This window comes from Limnohabitans sp. WS1, from assembly GCF_003063265.1.
GTDB lineage: Bacteria > Pseudomonadota > Gammaproteobacteria > Burkholderiales > Burkholderiaceae_C > Limnohabitans_A.
In genome coordinates this window covers 107,500-124,633 of sequence record NZ_NERU01000006.1, presented here as the reverse complement: position 1 = coordinate 124,633, position 17,134 = coordinate 107,500, and the positions used below count along the sequence as shown (strand labels likewise).

Here is a 17,134-nt window from a genome sequence, read left to right as displayed (position 1 = left end):
AAGCGGCTGGGCCCTGACAGCGTGTCATCGGCCCGCCCAAAGCGGGCACGCGCTCAGCGTGTGACGCGCCCCAGCACGCCTTGCACCAAATAATTCATCTGCAAAATCTGTGCATCGCTCAAGGCCTGCCCGGCAGGAACTACTTCTTTGCCCTCGTTGTCGGAGATGGGCCCGACAAAAGGCTTGAGCTGCCCAGAACCCACACGTTTTTGCTTGGCCAGGATTTCGTCCTGAACCTTCTTGGGCACCTTGGGGCCAAAGTCGCCCACGCGGATCATGCCGTCCTTGACGCCGCCCCACACACTGCCCGAAGTCCATGTGCCATTCATGGCCGCCTTGACGCGTGCCGTGTAGTAGTCGCCCCACTGGTGGGTCACGGCGATGATCTGCGCATCCGGCCCGGTCTTGCGCATGTCGGAGTGGTAGGCCACAGCCATCTTGCCGCGCTCTTGCGCAGCGGCCATCACGGCGGTTGATCCCGTGTGGAAGGCGATCACATCGACATCCTGGTTGAACAAGGCCATGGCCGCTTCACGCTCTTTGGGTGGGTCAAACCAGGCGTTGAGCCAGACCACTTTGACTTGGGCCTTGGGGTTGACCGAGCGCATGCCCAAAGTGAAGGCGTTGATGCCCTGCAGGACTTCGGGAATTGGAAAGCCCGCCACATAACCGGCCACATTCGTTTGTGTCATGCGCCCGGCTGCGATGCCCGCCAAATAGCGGCCTTCGTAATAACGGGCATTGGAGGCCGCCACGTTGGGCGCGGTCTTGAAACCGGTCACCGACTCGAACTTCACATTCGGAAAGTCTTTGGCCACCCGCAGTGTCGGCTCCATGTAGCCAAAGCTGGGTGTGAAGATGATTTGGTGGCCTTGGCTGGCCAAGTCGCGGATCACACGCTCGGCGTCAGCGCCCTCGGCCACATCGGCCACAAAGGTGGTCTTGACCTGATCGCCCAAAGCCCGCTCAACGGCCTTGCGGCCCTCGTCGTGCTGACGCGTCCAGCCCGCCTCGGTGATGGGCGAGACATAGACAAAACCGGCCTTGATGGGCTCGGTCGCTGGTTTGGAGTTTTGTGCCTGAACGGCAGGAAGAAAAAAGCAGGCGGCCACGAGCGTGGCAGCGAGGTTTTTATACATGGTAGTCCTCTACATGGCCCCGAGATTGAACAAAACAAAGCCCGCCGGGGCGGCGGGCTTCGGGGGTGGATTTTACATGGGGTATCTGTCCATACCGTCCATTCGCTTCATCAAAAGCCCACGGCAAAGACTGAAAGCAGACCAGTGTGCGTAAAAAGCCTCAAACCAACACCTGCTGGTCCAGCGCTTTGCTCCAATGCAAAACTTCCACGCTCTGGCGCAGCCCGCAAGTCCAGAAGGGGTCGGTCTGCATCAATTGATGGACGCTTTCTTTGGACTCGGACTCAACGATCCATAAAGCACCTTTGGGCACCTGCCCAAGCTGCTCGCGCAAACTGCCGGCCACGCGCACTTGCGCCTGATGTGAAGCCACCCAGTCAATGTGGGCTTGCAAATGGGTGGCACGCAAAGCGCCTTGATCGGGTCGGTCGGTGAACAAAACGGCAAACAACATGGTCAATCCTCCTTGATTCAAACTCCGGGCATCCACCCGGTTCTCAAGGCATGCGCCCAATCATCACGGCCACGCTTATCGGCCAAAATCGCCATGGATTCATGGTCATAGGGCACGCTGATCAACTCACAACACCAGTCCCCTCCCGATTTTTCGACCACCGCATAACGTGCATCGGGGCTGCCGTTCTCTATGCGATGGAACTTGGACAAAGGGTAAGGGTGATCGTCGTCGTAAGCAGGCAAATTGCCATGAATATCTGAAACAAATGACAATCGCATCACGCCCCCTTTGGGTATGTTTTAAGCTTGTCTGGCAAGCCAGCGTCGACCTGCTGGCGTCAGTCGGTATTTTTGAAGACGACTCTGGGGCTTATCTGGCACCGTCATCTGTATCAGTTGGGCCACCAAAGCTGGGCGCAAATGCAGCGCCAAAAAATTGGGCCGATGGGACAAACCCAAGGCCTGCATCAACTCCTGCAGGCTCAATGTCTGATCGCCCAGCGCAACAATCAGGCGCGCGACTTGTTCGGTGACTTGTTCGGTGACTTGTTCGGTGACTTCGGGGGTGACTTGTTCGCTCTGCCCTTGCCCCGCTCTGAGCACCTTCAAATACGCGGGGTCAAATGGGAATTCCAGCCACATGTCGAACGGTTGGTAGCGCAGCAGGGGTTTGGGCGTGCCCGCCGCCGCGCAAGCCGCAAAAATCCGCTCCACCCCACGGCCCCAGGCCTCGATCTCGCCAGCCCTGAAAAAGGCATTCGCAATGGCCGGGTTGTACGGACTGGAGGAATGCGCGCCCAGCAGCGTGTCCAGGGTCCAGCCCTCGGGCAAGACCGCAGGGTTCCAGATGCGCAAGCGGTTTTCGTACACACGGATCTGGACCGGCGCGGTGACCGCATAGTCGCGGTGCACCAGCGCATTCAGCAGTGCCTCACGAAGCGCCGCACGCGGGACAGGAAAAGTCTCCACCCGCACAATGCCATCGTATGAAATGACTGCCTTCAGGTATTTGGTCAGCAACAGGTCCAGCGTGTTCTTGACTTGGTGGAACAAATCGCCTTCGACCTCGTCGTGGTACAGCAACTCGGTCTCTGACTCGAAATAACCCACCTTCACAAACGCACCCGTCACAAAACGCTGGGGATCTGCAGCAAACAACAAGGCTGTGGCCCGTTGGTAATACGGCCCCTCTTTCAGACGCAACTTGTCCAGCAAGTTGGCATCGCTCTCGGCCAGGGTCTCGGCATCGAGCCGACCGCTGCGCTGGGCCAGCTGGCGAAACCGCGCCATGGCCGGTGCCGACACATCGGCCAAACTGAACTGGGGCAGAGGTACACCGTCCCAAGTGCGCCCATGGCGACCCAACAGAAAGCGGTCCAGCGCCGCGCCCTTGAGTTCTTGCAGCGTGCTGCCGCTGCGCATGTAGTAATGGCCCCGGTAGCTGATCGGGTTGGGATAGGCTTGCACCACCACCTCAATGTAGTGCAACTCGCCCTCGGTGTGCAGGTTCACGTCCACCACAATGCCCAACAGATCGCGCACCTTGTTGGGCAAATCTTCCAAAAGCTTGGCCGCTTCGGGCAGACCCACCACTTGGCCCTTGTCATTCACCCCCAGCAGCAAACGCCCGCCTTGCGCATTGGCAAAGCCGCAAACCCAGCGCAGGTAGTCATCGCGCCAGGTTTCTTTCCATTCGGTGTGCTGGGATTCTTGCTTGAGCATCGCGCCATTTTGACAGGCAAAGCCCTCAATCCTGCTCCGCAAACCCCTGAAAACAAGCCTTCAGTTCATGCATCCAGCGGTGCTTGTCCGCCTCGGGGGCAAAGCTCGCTTCGATGCTGTTGGCGGCCAGTTTGTAGGCCTGTTGCGCATTCAGGTGCAGGGCCGCAAAGGTTTGCAGGTAGTTGTCGTTCAGGTAGCCGCCAAAGTAGGCCGGGTCGTCCGAGTTGAGGGTGATGCACAGGCCTGCATCCAGCATCTGACCCAGGTTGTGGTCAGCCAGGTTTTTGAACACGCACAGTTTGAGGTTGGACAGCGGGCACACGGTGAGCGGCATGTGGCTGTCGGCCAAGCGCTTCATCAACGCGGCATCGTGGATGGCTTGCACGCCGTGGTCGATGCGCTCGACCTGCAACACGTCGAGTGCGCCCCAAATGTAGGCGGGTGGCCCCTCTTCGCCCGCGTGGGCCACGCAGTGCAAGCCCAGCTCGCGGGCGCGGGCAAAGACGCGGGCAAACTTTTCGGGCGGGTGGCCCAGCTCGCTCGAATCGAGACCCACGCCGATGAAGTGTTCGCGCCAGGGCATGGCTTCCTCCAGCGTGGCCAGCGCATCGTCTTCAGACAAGTGGCGCAAAAAGCACAGGATCAGATCGGCGCTGATGTTCAGATGGGTTTGTGCATCGCGGCAGGCGCGGCTCAGGCCATCGATGACCGCGCCCATGGCCACACCCCGGGCTGTGTGGGTCTGCGGGTCAAAAAACAGCTCGGCCCGCACCACATGGTCGGCGGCGGCTTTTTCAAAATACGCCCAGGCCATGTCGTAGAAGTCTTGCTCGTGCAGCAGCACGCTGGCCCCGGCGTAGTACAGGTCCAGAAAACTTTGCAGGTTGGTGAAAGCATAGGCGCTGCGCAAGGCTGCTACATCGGCATAGGGCAGCGACACGTCGTTGCGCTGGGCCAGGGCAAAGATCAACTCGGGCTCCAGTGATCCTTCAATGTGGATGTGCAGCTCGGCCTTGGGCATGCGGCGCAGCAACTCGGGCAGGCGGCTTGGGGGGATGGCGTGGACTTTGAACATGGTCAATCCTTGAAAAATTGGGCGCGGATGGTGGCTTCGTCCAATTGCGCGAAACAGCTGTTGTGTCGGTCGGTCAAAGGCCCATGGCCCGGCATCACTTGGCCTGCAGGGCCATAGCCCACGGCCTTGAACTTCCATTGGCCATGGACCCACTTGAAGTTGCCCACATGCAGGCCCGAAGGGTCATGCAGGGCACACACGCCATCGTTGATGGGTTGAAGCAAAGAATTGAGCATGGGCTATTTTGCACGGCTTGACGCTCCACACCCTTGAATTCGCCACCAAGGCAGCGGTCTGCCTGACTCCATTGTGGTGATGGGTGCCGCGTCCACCACCAAGGCTTCCTAAGAAGACAGGGCTGGCTCCATGGTTTGTCGCCCAAATTACAGGACATTGGCCACTTTGTGCAAGCATGAGCATGCTCGTTTTAGATCGGTTCAATACCTCTGGAGACTCCATGTTCCGCGTTGCCAAGCCTCTGATCGCTGTTGTGTCCACCGTTTTGCTGGCCTTTGCTGCGCCAGTCATAGCGCAAACCTTCCCCAACAAGCCTATCCGCATCATCGTGCCCTTTCCACCAGGTGGCGGCAACGATGTGATCGCCCGCGTGGTCGCCCAAAAGCTCAATGAACGTCTGGGTCAACAAGTGGTGATCGACAACCGGGCCGGAGCCAACGGCATTGTGGGCCTGCAGGCCTTGATGCAATCCCCAGCAGACGGCTACACCTTGGCCGTGGCGGCCGCTGGGCCCATGGCGGTGAACCCCAGTCTGTACGACAAATTGCCCTATGACCCACTGAAGGATTTCGCGCCCATTACCAACATGGTGAATTTTCCTTTGCTCTTGGTCACGCACCCTTCGGTGCCCGCCAAAACAACGCTGGAATTGATCACCCTTGCCAAGTCCAAACCCAAGCAGTTGTTCTTCGCATCCCCTGGCAGCGGCAACTCAGGCCATTTGGCGGGCGAGTTGTTCAACTCCATGGCCAACGTGCAAACGGTGCATGTGCCGTACAAAGGCCAAGGCCCGGCTTTGTCCGATTTGTTGGCGGGCCAAGTCCAGATGCTTTACAGCAGCATTCCGTCTGTGATCAACCAGGTGAAATCCGGCCAGCTCAAAGCCATTGCCGTGGGCAGCGCCAAACGCGTACCCTCACTGGCCGACATCCCCACCATTTCTGAAAGTGGATTACCAGGCTATGAGGCTTACTCTTGGGTGGGCATTGTGGCACCCGCCAAAACACCCAAAGAAATCGTGACGCGGCTCAACCGCGAAATTGTGGACATTCTCAAACTGCCCGACGTGGCCGAAAAACTGAACCAACAAGGTGCCTTGCCTGTGGGGGACACGCCTGAGCAATTTGCGAGCTACATCAAAGACGAAATCGTCAAGTGGGGCGCTGTGGTGCGCTCGGCCAACATCAAAGCAGATTGAAAGAACCCTTGCCATGAAAACCGCCACCAACAAGAAGTCTGACAACCCACCCAAGTCCGAGGGCTACAAAGCCGGCTTGGCCATGCGCAAAAAAGTGTTGGGCGATGATTACGTCGAACGCTCATTTGCCAACGCCGATGACCTGAATATGCCTTTTCAGGAACTGGCCACCGAATTCGCTTGGGGCAAGGTCTGGACACGTCCGGGCCTGACCCTGAAAGAGCGCAGCTTGTCCACGCTGTCGATGTGCATTGCCTTGAACCGGCCCGCCGAAATCAAAATTCACCTCAGAGGGGCTGTGCGCAATGGCGTGTCGCGCGAAGAATTGCGCGAGCTGATTTTGCACTCCTTCCTTTACTGCGGCGGTCCTGCCGCGCTGGACGCCTACAAGGCGGTGCGCGACGAATTGCCCTTGATCGAAGCAGCGGAAAAAGCGGCCAAAAAACTGGCCACCACGGCAAAAACAAAACCCGCCAAAACAAAACCTGCCAAAAGTCCCGCCAAGGCCTCAACCAAATCGACAGCCAAGGCCAAATCAACATCCAAGATCAAGGCTTGACCGGTTTTTTGCTTCGCCCCTTGGCGGGTGCAATACCTGCCATGGCCGACATGACCTCGGCCGTCGACGCCGTGTCTTCCAGGGCCAGCCCCTGGGCCATGGCACTGGTGTAGATCGCGGCGCAGGTCGAGAACAAAGGGGTCGGACAATCCACCGACTTGGCCATGTCGCCAATGACCTGCATGTCTTTTTGCCAGACCTCAACCTTCATGGTGGGTGGGCTGTATTGGCGTTCCAGCATCATGGGCATGCGCAAGCGCATGACGCCTGTGCCCAGCACGGGACTGTTGCCAAAGAGATCCAGGACGTCCTGAGGGTTCAGCCCCATTTTGCGGGCCAGCGTCACGGATTCTGCATAAGCCACGTTGTAAATGGCCACCAAATGGTTGGCCGCAAACTTCATCTTGGTGCCGTTGCCGTAAGGCCCCACAAAAGACACCTTGTCCGTGAACACCTGCAGCACGGGCAAGACCTTTCGGTGCGCCGTTTCTTTGCCACTGACAAAAAACGTCCAGGCCCGCTCTTTGATGCGCACGGCGGTGCCGCTGATGGGCGCGTCCAAAGTGACGATGCCCAACTTGCCCAAGGCATTGGCACACGCGTCTTTGTCCGCCATGGGCAAGGTGCTGGTCTCGATGACGATGGGCTTGTGTGCCCATTGCGACTTGGGCAGGGCCGCGATCGATTGGGTCACTTGGGCCAAGGCTTGTGAGGTGGACAAGGAGACGATCACCACGTCCGACTGGCTGGCCACATCGGCCGCACTGCCCAGGCACTGACCACCGGCACGCTTGAGGCGTGCCAAGGCTTTCGCATTGATGTCGCAGCCACACACCGTGTAACCCTGCTGCAGCAAAGCTTCGGCCATGGTGCCGCCCATGATGCCCAGACCCACAACACCCACCCGAGGCAAAGCGGGCTTGGTTTTTCCTGCCGTGGCCATGGCCTCAACCCGCCACCAAGCCAGCGGCCTGAATGCCTGCGATGCAAATCAACTCATCCTCATCACCGGTGCCGCCACTGGCGCCTGCAGATCCCAAGATCTGGCCTTGGGCATCCTTGATGAGGACAGCGCCCGGTTGTGGCAAAAACTTGCCCTCTGCCGTGGCGGCCAAGGCCACAAAAAAGTTGGGGTTGTCTTTGGCCCGTTCGGCCAAAGCACGGCTGGACGAGCCCATGCCGACAGCGCCCCAGGCTTTGCCCCGGGCGATGTCAAAGCGGAACATGCTGGCACCATCTTCACGCGCAAAAGCCACCAACTGCCCGGAGGCATCAAGCACCACAATGCCCATGGGTTTGTAGGAGGCGGCTCGCGCAGCCGCGATGGCACCTTGCAAGATGAGGTTGGCTTGGTTCAAGGACAGAGTGTTCACAGCTAATTTCCTGATCAATGTGGCAAATCAACTCAGGCTATCAGAATCGCATTGAAAGCCTGTCGTGTGTTTGACATGGCAGCCACCAGGCGGCACGTCGCGACTAAACCAGCTTTTCCACACCGCGTGACCAGCAGACCTTCTTGTGGCTGAAGGCTTCATGCTGCTCTTCGACTTTGTCCAGCTCATAAAGGTAATTGACCATCAGCCCGGCCGATTGTTGCAGCCCCTTTGAGGACAGATCGGCAGCCCAATTGATCTGGTGCAGGGTGGCTCCGTTGCTCAAGTGAAATTTACCCACGGCGTCGCCTTGAGGCTCAGGGGTTTTGTGCATCAGGTACAGGGCACACAGACGCATGAGTGGCGTTTTTTCATGCGGATCGCTGCGCTCGGGATGCCAGCCATTTTTCAATCGTTCTGCCCAGCTCAGGCTGCCAATCGACAAGCTATTTTTAGCCTCATGCCATTTGCGCTGCTGAGCCGAACTGAGCTTTTCTTCGGGCAAGGCAGCGCCAGCATCCAGCCACTGGGTGAAACCCGGAATGGGCGAGAGGGTCGAGAACATTTTCAGGGTCGGGATGTCCTCAATCAGTTTTTGAGCCACCCGTTTGATCAGGAAGTTGCCCAAAGACACGCCCCTCAACCCTGGCTGGCAATTGCTGATGGAGTAAAAAATAGCCGCTTTGAAACTTTTGGGGTCGCCCACCGGGGCCTGCTTGTTGATCAAATCCGCCACATTTTTGGCCATGTGGGACACCAAGGCCACCTCGACAAAAATCAGCGGCTCGCCTGGCAGTTGGGGATGAAAAAATGCAAAGCACCGACGGTCGGGTTGCAAACGGCGGCGCAAGTCGTCCCACCCGTCAATGGCGTGAACGGACTCGTGTTCGATGATTTTTTCGAGCAACTGCGCCGGTGAATTCCATGTGATCTGGTGCAACTCCAAAAAACCGGGGTTGAACCAGGAACTCAGCAAATGGTGCAAGTCCGCGTCGGCGGCTTCGAACGCCGGATGCTCTTTGAGGCAAGACAAGAGGTTGCGGCGCATTTTCAACAAAGTGGCCGTGCCCGAAGGAGCCCTGTTCACACGACGCAGCAACTCTTGCCGAGGGGGCTCCACCACCTGACACAGCTGGATCAAGCTGGATTCATTGCGTTCGGAGTGGTAGCGCTGGGCTGCGGCCAAGACCAAAGCCGGATCGGGATTGAATTGGCTCGACAGGTGGTGGAAAAAATCGGTCTGGCTGCGTGGATCGAGGTGCTCGTAACTCTCAATGAGTTTCATGGCCATGCTTTGGGCGTTGGCCTCACCTCGCGCACTCAACAATTTTTTGGCCGTCAGTTTGGCGGCATCGAGTTTCTTGTTTTGGATGAAGCGTTCGAGCATGGTGCCCCCTTCAGGCGCGATGTGTGTGGCGGTGCAATCCGCGAGCTGCAAGCGCTGTAGCCAAGCTTACACCTTCAAACCCGTCCTGTTCGGATAATGCAGCCTTCGCATTTGCGCACCCTCGCGCCCCGACACAGCACCTTCAGGAAAGACTCACCATGAAATTATTTCGTTACGTGCAGCAAGGTCAAGCACGCGTGGGCGTCATGCCCTCGGGCACGTCCCACCAGTTCGTTGACTTGGCCATGCTCGATGCCACCGCCAGCCCCGAAATTTCCGCCTTGTTTGACCCGGTGGTGCGCGAACGCGTGGCACACAAGCTGAGCCAAACCCCGGCCGATACCTTTCAGTCTTTGGCCCATGTGCAATTTGAAGTGCCGATCGCTCAACCGCCCAAAATTGTGTGCATGGGCTTGAATTACGCCGATCACGCCAAGGAAGGCGGCAACGCCCGTCCCGAATACCCCAGCTTTTTCATGCGCGTGGCCACCTCCATGACGCCGCACAACGGCCCCATCGTGCGCCCCAAAGTGTCCACCAAACTGGATTACGAAGCCGAATTGGCCGTCATCATTGGACAAAAAGCCCGCCACCTGCATGCCGACAATGCCCTGGACTGTGTGTTTGGTTACGCCTGCTTCAACGATGGCAGCCTGCGCGACTACCAACGCAAATCGGCGCAATGGACGATTGGCAAAAATTTCGATGCCACCGGAGGCTTTGGCCCTTGGATCGTCACACCCGATGAATTGCCTGTGGGTGCAGAGGGCTTGCGCATCCAAAGCCGCCTGAATGGCCAGGTCATGCAAGACGCCAACACGCGTGATTTTTTGTGGAACGTGCGCGAGGCCCTGGTCATCATCACCGAATGCATGACGCTGGAGCCCGGTGACGTGATCATCACCGGCACCCCCGCTGGTGTGGGTTATGCCCGCACACCGCCTGTGTGGATGGTGCCGGGTGACGTGTGCGAAATCGAGATCGAGGGCATTGGCGTTTTGTCCAACACCATTGTTCAGGAAGTCTGAAGCGGGCCTCAGGCCTTCTGGAAGTCGCCTCGCTCCATCCACCAAGACACGGCGAAGCCGGCCACCAGGCCCCAGAAGGCTGCACCAATGTTGAACAAGCCCAAGTCAGCCACTGTGACCAACAGGCTGACCAAGGCACCCAGTGAAAACTTGCCCGCTCCAAACGAGGCCACAAAAGCCCCCTGCAAGACCCGCAACATGGCCAAGCCCCCCAGCACCATGATGAATTCCTTGGGGCAGGCGAGCATCAAGTTGGTGAAGGTGGGGGCCATCAAACCAAACATCAAAGCCAAGACGCCAAACACCAAAGCACCGCTGTAATGGCGTTTTTTTTCACCAGTCGAGGTCAACAAGCCGTTGGTGGGACCGGTCAGGCAAGTGCTGACGGCACCAAAAACCGCACTCACGGCCGCGCCCAGACCGCAGGCCACAGCAATCATGTTGACCGGCGGCTCGTGCCCCGCGTTTTTAAGCACCGCCACACCTTGACCGTTTTGCACCACCAGCACGGTGATGGTCAGCGGCACCACCAACTCCAGCATGGCCGCCCATGACCAGACCGGCGCCTGAATGAGGGGCTGCGCCAGGCTCAACTGCCCCAGCGCCGAACCGTCCAGTCTGCCCGACAAGCCCACCGCCACGGCCCCCACCAGCAAAGCGCCAATCACCGGCGGCAGACGCTTGCCCCAACTGGCGTGGGCCGAGAGCAGCAAAAACACGGCCACCATGGGGGCGGCAATGGCCACATCGCTGTGCAGCGCACGCACAATGTCGAGACCAAATCTCAAAAACACCCCGGCCACCATGCCCATGACAATGGGCATGGGCAACACCGCCATGACCCGCTTGACCCAGCCACTCAGGCCCAGCAACAAGATCAGCACACTCGTGACATAAAACGCCCCCATCACCTGCGGAAAACTCAGGTGTTGCAAGGCAGGCCCTACCAGCACCGTGCCTGGAATGGTCCAGCCAAATGCCAAAGGGGTGGCGTAGCGCCAGCTCATGAACAAGGTCACCCAACCGTTGACAAAAAACACACCAAACACCCAAGAGGCCAGCTCTTGTGGCGACAAACCACCCCGTGATCCGACCGACAAAATGATGGCCACCGGACCGGTGGCTGCAAAGATGAAGCCGATCAAGGCATTGCCAAAATAAGTCGCGCCAAAGTCGGCCTGAATTTGCCGCAGCGAACGCCAAGGACTCCCAGGTAATTCGAGGTGTTTGAACAAGATCAGATCCTTCCATCGTTCGCCCATTCAGAGCGGATCGGTAAATTGTCCCACCAGGCCTTCGCGGCCTTGTCACCCATGGCTCAGTTCGTCTTTTCCAAGGAAATCATCCAAAGACCATCGCGATAGACCCAATGCATGGTTTTTTGATCGATCAGCTTGACCTTTTCATCTTGGTAAATTTGGGTGAATTTGACCACCGCTGTTGAGGTGCTCATTTGAATGTCCAGATCGCGCATCTCGTGGCGGATGCTGCGTTTTTCCCTGATTCTTTGGGTTCGTGACTGCACCCAGGCGTCCCGACTGAAACCCGTTGAGGGCACAAACTCAGGGGTGTACATGTCCAAATACGCGGGAACGTCCTGCCGCTGCCATGCCTCACTCCACTGACGCAATGTGGCTCTCAAGCCATGGGGCGGTACTTCACCATCGGCCAGTTCGCTTTTTTCATCGTCCGCACGGTCTTGCCCTTGCAATGCGGCCGATGTCAGCTCGGTCTGACCGTTTGTCACGATGACCGAGCCAGGCGGCTCCACAGGCGGCCCCCAGACGATGGGCCCGTGATCGCTTTTGGCCATCAAGTGCGTCAAGTGAAGCGCCAGCACCCAGATGCAGACGATGGAAAAAAAGTAACGGTTTCTGCGGGAAGACCCCTTCAAGGCCCGTCGTGTGAAGGGCCATGTCAGGCGCCATTGAGGCCTGCCCCATTGGGGCCATGAAGTGTCAGACAACACCCATTTTTGAATGGATCCGATCGGGGAGGACATGGACAACTTCCTTGAAAACATCAAATACCAATTTTGTTGGTACTTTTTAATCAATTGATGTTTTTATTGTATATCAAAGAAATATTAATAACAATGATTTTTTGCAGTTTTAACAATTCAGAGCATCCAAGATGAAGCCCCCCTTCTGCGCTCGCGCACTCAAAAAAAAACCGCCCGATGAACATCGGGCGGTTGAACTGGGCGGACCATGCCGCCGCAAAAAAAGATCAGATCACTTGCCTGGGATCTTGCCTTCCACGCCCTTGACGTAGAACATCACGCCACCCAGGAATTTGTCGTCGGCAACAGCGTCTTTGGCCAGCACTTCTTTACCGGCTTGGTCCACGATCGGGCCTTTCCAGATGGAGAAGCTGCCGTCTTTCAGACCGGCTTTGATCTCAGTGATTTTCTTTTGGGTGTCTTCTGGCACGTCAGCGGCCACGTTGACCATGTCGATCGCGCCTTCTTTCACGCCCCACCAGCTTTGGCCAGTGCTCCACTTGCCTTCCAGGGCTTCACCCACGGCTTTGACGTAGTAAGGGCCCCAGTTGATCACGGCCGAACCCAGGTGGGCCTTAGGGCCGTAGGCGGTCATGTCAGAGTCCCAACCGAAGGCACGCTTGCCCATTTTTTCGGCAGTCTGCAACACAGCCGACGAGTCGGTGTTTTGCATCAGCACGTCCGCGCCGCCGTTGATCAGCGAAGTGGCGGCTTCGGTTTCTTTCGGTGGGTTGAACCACTCGTTCACCCAGACCACTTTGGTCTTGATCTTGGGGTTGACCGACTGCGCACCCATGGTGAAGCTGTTGATGTTGCGCACCACTTCAGGGATTGGGATGGAGGCGACCACACCCAGGGTGTTGGTCTTGGTCATCTTGCCCGCGATCACGCCGGCCATGTACGCGCCTTCGTAGGTGCGGCTGTCGTAAGTGCGCAGGTTCTCGGCAGTTTTGTAGCCGGTGGCGTGCTCAAACTTCACGTCTTTGCTGTCGGCGGCCACTTTGAGCATGGGCTCCATGTAACCAAAAGTGGTCCCAAAAATCAGCTTGTTGCCTTGGCCCACCATGTCGCGGATCACGCGCTCGGCGTCAGCGCTTTCTGGCACTTTTTCAACGAAGGTGGTGACGACTTTGTCGCCGAAGGCTTTTTCGACTTCTTTGCGGCCGTTGTCGTGCGCAAAGGTCCAACCGCCGTCGCCCACAGGGCCGACGTAGGCAAACGCGATCTTCAGGGGCTCGGCCTTGGCAGGCGCAGCAGCCGGGGCTTCAGCCTTGGGGGCTTCTTCTTTTTTGCCACAGCCAACCAGTGCGGCGGCGGCCACAGCGGTCAGGGCCACCATCTTGACGATGGAGCGCTTGGAGATGTCTGTCATGTCAGGTCCTTTGGAACAGGGTTACAGGGGTTGAAAAAACACAATTATGAACCGGGATAAAAGGGCTTACCCAGCGAGGCCGGCATGTTCACGCGAATCCAGGTCGGGTTGCGCGAAATCAATGCCAAGACCACGATGGTGGCGATGTAGGGCAGCGCCGTGAGCAACTGGCTGGGCACTTGCACGCCCACGCCCTGCAAATGAAACTGCAGCATGGTCACGCCGCCAAACAGGTAAGCACCCAGCAAGACCCGTGCCGGACGCCAGGTGGCAAAGGTGGTCAGCGCCAGCGCGATCCAGCCCTTGCCCGCCACCATGCCCTCGACCCACAGAGGGGTATAACTCACCGAGATGTAGGCCCCGGCCAGCCCGCACAAAGCGCCACCAAGCACCACGGCCGCCAAACGGATGCGGCGCACCGGGTAGCCCAAAGCGTGGGCCGAAGCAGGCGACTCGCCCACCGCCCGCAGCACCAAACCGGTGCGGGTTTTGTACAAAAACCAGATCAAGACCAAGACCAGCGCCATCGCCCCATACACGAGTGGGTGCTGCTTGAACAAGGCGGGCCCCACCAGGGGGATGTCGGCCAAACCTGGAATGGCGTAGTTGGGGCGCTCGGGCAACTTCTCTTGCACATAGCCAATGCCCACAAAAGCCGAAAAACCCACGCCAAACAGACTCAGCGCCAGCCCAGTGGCGTATTGGTTGGTGCCCAGCCAAATGACCAGCACCCCAAAAATGGCTGCCAGCACCGCACCTGCGCCCATGCCCGCAGCAAAGCCGAGCCAATCGTTGCCGGTGTGCACCACGCAGGCAAAGCCCGCGATGGCCGCGCACAGCATCATGCCCTCGGCCCCCAAGTTGACCACGCCCGCTTTTTCATTGATGAGCAAACCCAAAGCGGCCAGTGCCAACACCGTGCCCGCATTCAGGGTGGCTGCCATCAGCAATGCATAAGACTCCATCACACGCCTCCTTTCTTGACCGCCACCCAGCGCAAACGGTAGGCCACCAGCGTGTCACACGCCAACAAACAAAACAGCAGCAAACCCTGGAACACACCCGTGATCGACTTGGGCAGACCCAAGCGCGACTGCGCGAGTTCGCCCCCGATGTAGAACATGCTCATCAGCACGGCCGACAGCACCATGCCCGCCGGGTGCAAGCGCCCGACAAAGGCCACGATGATGGCGGCAAAACCATAACCCGCTGGCACATAAGGCGTCAGCTGCCCGATGGGCCCCGCCACCTCCAAAGCACCGGCCAAACCCGCTGCCCCACCCGATGTGAGCAACGCCACCCACAGCGCTTTGCGCGAAGAAAAGCCCGCATAACGCGCCGCTGCTGGGGCCAGACCACCCACTTGCTGGGCAAAGCCCGCCCGCGTGCGGAACAAGAACACCCACAGCAAGCCGGCACCGACCAGCGCCAAGAGCAAGCCCACGCTCACGCGCGAACCGGCCATCAAACGCGGAATCTGCGTGACCGCCTCAAAGGTTTTGGACTGCGGAAAATTGAAACCCGCCGGGTCTTTCCAAGGGCCATACACCAGATAGCTCAGCACCATGTCGGCCACATACACCAGCATCAGGCTGACCAAAATTTCACTGGCGTTGAACCGGTCGCGCAGCAACGCCGTGATGCCCGCCCACAACATGCCGCCGAGCACACCCGCCAGCAACACGGCCAACACGATCCAGCGACCCGTGTCTTTGTCGGCCAAGAGCGCCACGCCCCCGGCGCACACTGCGCCAATGACAAACTGCCCCTCGGCCCCGATGTTCCAGACGTTGGACCGGAAACACACCGACAAACCCAAAGCAATGACCAAGAGCGGCGTGGCCTTGACCATCAACTCGCCCAGCGCGTAGCTGGTTTTGATGGGCTCCCAAAAGAACATCTGCAGCCCGCGCACCGGGTCTTTGCCCAGCGCCATGAACAGCGCCACGCCCAGCAGCACAGTGAGCACCAGCGCCAGCAAGGGCGAGGCGTAAGTCCACAGGCGCGAGGCCTGGGGACGGGGTTCAAGCTTGAGCATGTTGCGCCTCCTGTGCCTTGTCGTTCTGGGAGACAGGCCACAAGCCGCTCATCCACTCACCAATGCGCTCCACCGTGGCCTCGGTACGCGCCACAGACGGCGACAAGCGCCCCTTGGCAATCACATGCAATCGGTCAGACAACTCGAACAATTCTTCCAACTCCTCACTCACCACCAGCACCGCACAACCTGCGTCGCGCAGCGCCAAAATCTCGGCGCGAATCTGCGCCGCCGCGCCCACGTCCACGCCCCAAGTGGGTTGCGAGACGATGAGCAACTTCGGGGCCGCGCTGATTTCGCGCCCCACAATGAACTTTTGCAAATTGCCACCCGACAGCGACTGCGCGGCGGCATCCGGCCCAGAGGCCTTGACCTTGAAGCGATCGATGATGCTGCGCGCCTGATCGGCCAGCGCCCCCATGCGCACCCAACCACCCGCGCCCACGGCCTCGCTGCGCGTGAGCAGCAGGTTTTGCGACAAGCTGAGCGAGGGCACAGCGCCCCGACCCAAGCGCTCTTCGGGCACAAAATGCAAGCCCATTTGCCTGCGCGGCACCGGCCCCAAAGCCGACACCGCTTGACCAGACAGGCTCACACTGGCCGCGCCGCACTGCACGCCCGAGCGGGTGTCTTCGCCCGACAAGGCCCACATCAATTCTTTCTGGCCATTGCCCGACACCCCGGCCAGGCCGACTACCTCACCTGCACGCACCTGCAGGCTGATGCCGTCCAGGTCCACGCCAAACGGGTCTTGCCGCGTCAGGCTCAGGCCCTGCACCGACAACACCACCTCGCCCGGCGCACGCGCCACATGCTGCAAAGCCGGTGGCTCGGCACCGATCATCAAGCGGCTGAGTGAGGCGTTGGTTTCTTCGCGCGGGTCGCACACACCCGTGAGCTTGCCACCACGCAGCACGGTGCAGGCACTGCACAGCGCCCGAATTTCGTGCAGCTTGTGCGAGATGTACAAAATGCTCACGCCCTGGCTGACCAGCTTGTGCAAGACCACAAACAATTTCTCGACCGCCTGCGGTGTCAGCACTGAAGTGGGCTCGTCCAAAATCAAGAGCTTGGGCTCGGTCAGCAAGGCGCGGATGATTTCCACCCGCTGCATTTCGCCCACGCTCAGGGTGTGCACCGGGCGCTCGGGCTCCAGGTCCAGGCCGTATTCGCTGGCCTTGGCCACAATGCGCTCGGTCACTTCGGCCAGGCTCAGCGACTTGTCCAGGCCCAGCCACACGTTTTCTGCCACGGTGAGCGTGTCAAACAAGCTGAAGTGCTGGAACACCATGCTGATGCCCAGCTTGCGGGCTTCTTGCGGGTTGCGGATGTTGACCGGCTGGCCGTTGAACACCACCTGGCCTTCGTCGGGTTTGACCGAGCCGTAAATGATTTTCATGAGCGTGGATTTGCCCGCGCCGTTCTCGCCCAGCACGGCATGGGCCTGGCCGGGCATCACGGTCAGCGACACGTCCTGGTTGGCCACCACGCCCGGGTAGCGCTTGGTGATGCCTTGCAAAGACAAAAGGGGTGTGGTCATGTCTGTGG

At 59.0% G+C, this 17,134-nt stretch carries 17 protein-coding genes and 1 pseudogene; 3 read left to right on the top strand and 15 right to left on the bottom strand.

Annotation, left to right across the window (positions count from 1 at the left end; translation table 11 throughout):
- Positions 1-53: 53 nt before the first annotated feature.
- The 6 genes from B9Z48_RS10040 to B9Z48_RS10015 all read right to left on the bottom strand — a co-directional run bounded on the left by B9Z48_RS10040 (position 54) and on the right by B9Z48_RS10015 (position 4,628).
- Positions 54-1,139, bottom strand: a complete 1,086-nt coding sequence (locus B9Z48_RS10040) for a BMP family ABC transporter substrate-binding protein (protein ID WP_108378101.1) — start codon at positions 1,137-1,139, stop codon at positions 54-56.
- A gap of 160 nt (positions 1,140-1,299) precedes the next feature.
- Positions 1,300-1,593 carry a YciI family protein gene (locus tag B9Z48_RS10035; protein WP_108378099.1) on the bottom strand — a complete coding sequence of 98 codons (294 nt, stop codon included), beginning with the start codon at positions 1,591-1,593 and terminating at the stop codon, positions 1,300-1,302.
- A gap of 17 nt (positions 1,594-1,610) precedes the next feature.
- Positions 1,611-1,874 (bottom strand): hypothetical protein, encoded by a 264-nt coding sequence (locus B9Z48_RS21370; RefSeq protein ID WP_146186262.1) that lies wholly within the window; start codon positions 1,872-1,874, stop codon positions 1,611-1,613.
- Between the two features lie 21 nt (positions 1,875-1,895).
- Positions 1,896-3,317 (bottom strand): Fic family protein, encoded by a 1,422-nt coding sequence (locus B9Z48_RS10025; protein WP_089963863.1) that lies wholly within the window; start codon positions 3,315-3,317, stop codon positions 1,896-1,898.
- A gap of 25 nt (positions 3,318-3,342) precedes the next feature.
- Complete coding sequence (locus tag B9Z48_RS10020; RefSeq protein ID WP_108378097.1) at positions 3,343-4,392, bottom strand: adenosine deaminase; 1,050 nt, start codon at positions 4,390-4,392, stop codon at positions 3,343-3,345.
- Positions 4,393-4,394: 2 nt separating this feature from the next.
- Entirely contained in the window at positions 4,395-4,628 is a 234-nt protein-coding gene (locus B9Z48_RS10015; protein ID WP_089963866.1) for a hypothetical protein, read from the bottom strand.
- A gap of 221 nt (positions 4,629-4,849) precedes the next feature.
- Here B9Z48_RS10015 and B9Z48_RS10010 point away from each other — a divergent pair, with 221 nt between their 5' ends.
- Together B9Z48_RS10010 and B9Z48_RS10005 are read left to right on the top strand one after the other, a co-directional pair.
- Positions 4,850-5,827: a tripartite tricarboxylate transporter substrate binding protein gene (locus B9Z48_RS10010; RefSeq protein WP_089963868.1), complete on the top strand. Its 978-nt coding sequence runs from the start codon at positions 4,850-4,852 to the stop codon at positions 5,825-5,827.
- A 13-nt stretch (positions 5,828-5,840) separates the two neighbouring features.
- Positions 5,841-6,230, top strand: a pseudogene (locus B9Z48_RS10005) (carboxymuconolactone decarboxylase family protein); the annotation flags it as partial.
- 145 nt (positions 6,231-6,375) lie between these two features.
- Here the strand turns inward: B9Z48_RS10005 and B9Z48_RS10000 are convergent.
- From B9Z48_RS10000 to B9Z48_RS09990, 3 genes are all read right to left on the bottom strand, one after another.
- On the bottom strand, positions 6,376-7,329 hold the full coding sequence (locus B9Z48_RS10000; RefSeq protein ID WP_089958664.1) for an NAD(P)-dependent oxidoreductase: 954 nt from the start codon (positions 7,327-7,329) through the stop codon (positions 6,376-6,378).
- A 4-nt stretch (positions 7,330-7,333) separates the two neighbouring features.
- Positions 7,334-7,759: a heme-binding protein gene (locus B9Z48_RS09995; RefSeq protein ID WP_089958668.1), complete on the bottom strand. Its 426-nt coding sequence runs from the start codon at positions 7,757-7,759 to the stop codon at positions 7,334-7,336.
- 103 nt (positions 7,760-7,862) lie between these two features.
- The gene (locus tag B9Z48_RS09990; RefSeq protein WP_089959090.1) at positions 7,863-9,146 is read right to left on the bottom strand and encodes a malonyl-CoA decarboxylase; all 1,284 of its coding nucleotides are present in this window, start codon (positions 9,144-9,146) and stop codon (positions 7,863-7,865) included.
- A gap of 158 nt (positions 9,147-9,304) precedes the next feature.
- Between B9Z48_RS09990 and B9Z48_RS09985 the strand changes: the two genes are divergently transcribed.
- The gene (locus B9Z48_RS09985; RefSeq protein WP_108378095.1) at positions 9,305-10,174 is read left to right on the top strand and encodes a fumarylacetoacetate hydrolase family protein; all 870 of its coding nucleotides are present in this window, start codon (positions 9,305-9,307) and stop codon (positions 10,172-10,174) included.
- 8 nt (positions 10,175-10,182) lie between these two features.
- On the opposite strand, the gene B9Z48_RS09980 is transcribed toward B9Z48_RS09985, so the two are convergent.
- From B9Z48_RS09980 to B9Z48_RS09955, 6 genes are all read right to left on the bottom strand, one after another.
- Positions 10,183-11,409: a benzoate/H(+) symporter BenE family transporter gene (locus B9Z48_RS09980; protein WP_199233489.1), complete on the bottom strand. Its 1,227-nt coding sequence runs from the start codon at positions 11,407-11,409 to the stop codon at positions 10,183-10,185.
- An 83-nt stretch (positions 11,410-11,492) separates the two neighbouring features.
- A complete protein-coding gene (locus B9Z48_RS09975; protein ID WP_233261082.1) occupies positions 11,493-12,068 on the bottom strand; it encodes a nuclear transport factor 2 family protein in 576 nt (191 codons plus the stop codon).
- Positions 12,069-12,408: 340 nt separating this feature from the next.
- Positions 12,409-13,548, bottom strand: a complete 1,140-nt coding sequence (locus B9Z48_RS09970) for a BMP family ABC transporter substrate-binding protein (RefSeq protein ID WP_108378089.1) — start codon at positions 13,546-13,548, stop codon at positions 12,409-12,411.
- A gap of 44 nt (positions 13,549-13,592) precedes the next feature.
- Entirely contained in the window at positions 13,593-14,513 is a 921-nt protein-coding gene (locus B9Z48_RS09965; protein ID WP_108378087.1) for an ABC transporter permease, read from the bottom strand.
- On the bottom strand, positions 14,513-15,586 hold the full coding sequence (locus B9Z48_RS09960) for an ABC transporter permease (protein WP_108378085.1): 1,074 nt from the start codon (positions 15,584-15,586) through the stop codon (positions 14,513-14,515). Before B9Z48_RS09960 ends, B9Z48_RS09965 begins: the two co-directional genes overlap by 1 nt.
- Positions 15,573-17,126, bottom strand: coding sequence for an ABC transporter ATP-binding protein (locus tag B9Z48_RS09955; RefSeq protein WP_108378083.1), 1,554 nt, complete (start codon positions 17,124-17,126; stop codon positions 15,573-15,575). Before B9Z48_RS09955 ends, B9Z48_RS09960 begins: the two co-directional genes overlap by 14 nt.
- Positions 17,127-17,134: the final 8 nt, after the last annotated feature.

What these genes read in the sequence shown, in the direction of transcription:
- B9Z48_RS10025 (WP_089963863.1), bottom strand. Translation starts at nt 3,317, where the DNA reads ATGCTCAAGCAAGAATCCCAGCACACCGAATGGAAAGAAACCTGGCGC.
- B9Z48_RS09970 (WP_108378089.1), bottom strand. Translation starts at nt 13,548, where the DNA reads ATGACAGACATCTCCAAGCGCTCCATCGTCAAGATGGTGGCCCTGACC.
- B9Z48_RS09960 (WP_108378085.1), bottom strand. Translation starts at nt 15,586, where the DNA reads ATGCTCAAGCTTGAACCCCGTCCCCAGGCCTCGCGCCTGTGGACTTAC.
- B9Z48_RS21370 (WP_146186262.1), bottom strand. Translation starts at nt 1,874, where the DNA reads ATGCGATTGTCATTTGTTTCAGATATTCATGGCAATTTGCCTGCTTAC.
- B9Z48_RS10040 (WP_108378101.1), bottom strand. Translation starts at nt 1,139, where the DNA reads ATGTATAAAAACCTCGCTGCCACGCTCGTGGCCGCCTGCTTTTTTCTT.
- B9Z48_RS10015 (WP_089963866.1), bottom strand. Translation starts at nt 4,628, where the DNA reads ATGCTCAATTCTTTGCTTCAACCCATCAACGATGGCGTGTGTGCCCTG.
- B9Z48_RS09955 (WP_108378083.1), bottom strand. Translation starts at nt 17,126, where the DNA reads ATGACCACACCCCTTTTGTCTTTGCAAGGCATCACCAAGCGCTACCCG.
- B9Z48_RS09965 (WP_108378087.1), bottom strand. Translation starts at nt 14,513, where the DNA reads ATGGAGTCTTATGCATTGCTGATGGCAGCCACCCTGAATGCGGGCACG.
- B9Z48_RS10000 (WP_089958664.1), bottom strand. Translation starts at nt 7,329, where the DNA reads ATGGCCACGGCAGGAAAAACCAAGCCCGCTTTGCCTCGGGTGGGTGTT.
- B9Z48_RS09985 (WP_108378095.1), top strand. Translation starts at nt 9,305, where the DNA reads ATGAAATTATTTCGTTACGTGCAGCAAGGTCAAGCACGCGTGGGCGTC.
- B9Z48_RS09990 (WP_089959090.1), bottom strand. Translation starts at nt 9,146, where the DNA reads ATGCTCGAACGCTTCATCCAAAACAAGAAACTCGATGCCGCCAAACTG.
- B9Z48_RS10010 (WP_089963868.1), top strand. Translation starts at nt 4,850, where the DNA reads ATGTTCCGCGTTGCCAAGCCTCTGATCGCTGTTGTGTCCACCGTTTTG.
- B9Z48_RS10035 (WP_108378099.1), bottom strand. Translation starts at nt 1,593, where the DNA reads ATGTTGTTTGCCGTTTTGTTCACCGACCGACCCGATCAAGGCGCTTTG.
- B9Z48_RS10020 (WP_108378097.1), bottom strand. Translation starts at nt 4,392, where the DNA reads ATGTTCAAAGTCCACGCCATCCCCCCAAGCCGCCTGCCCGAGTTGCTG.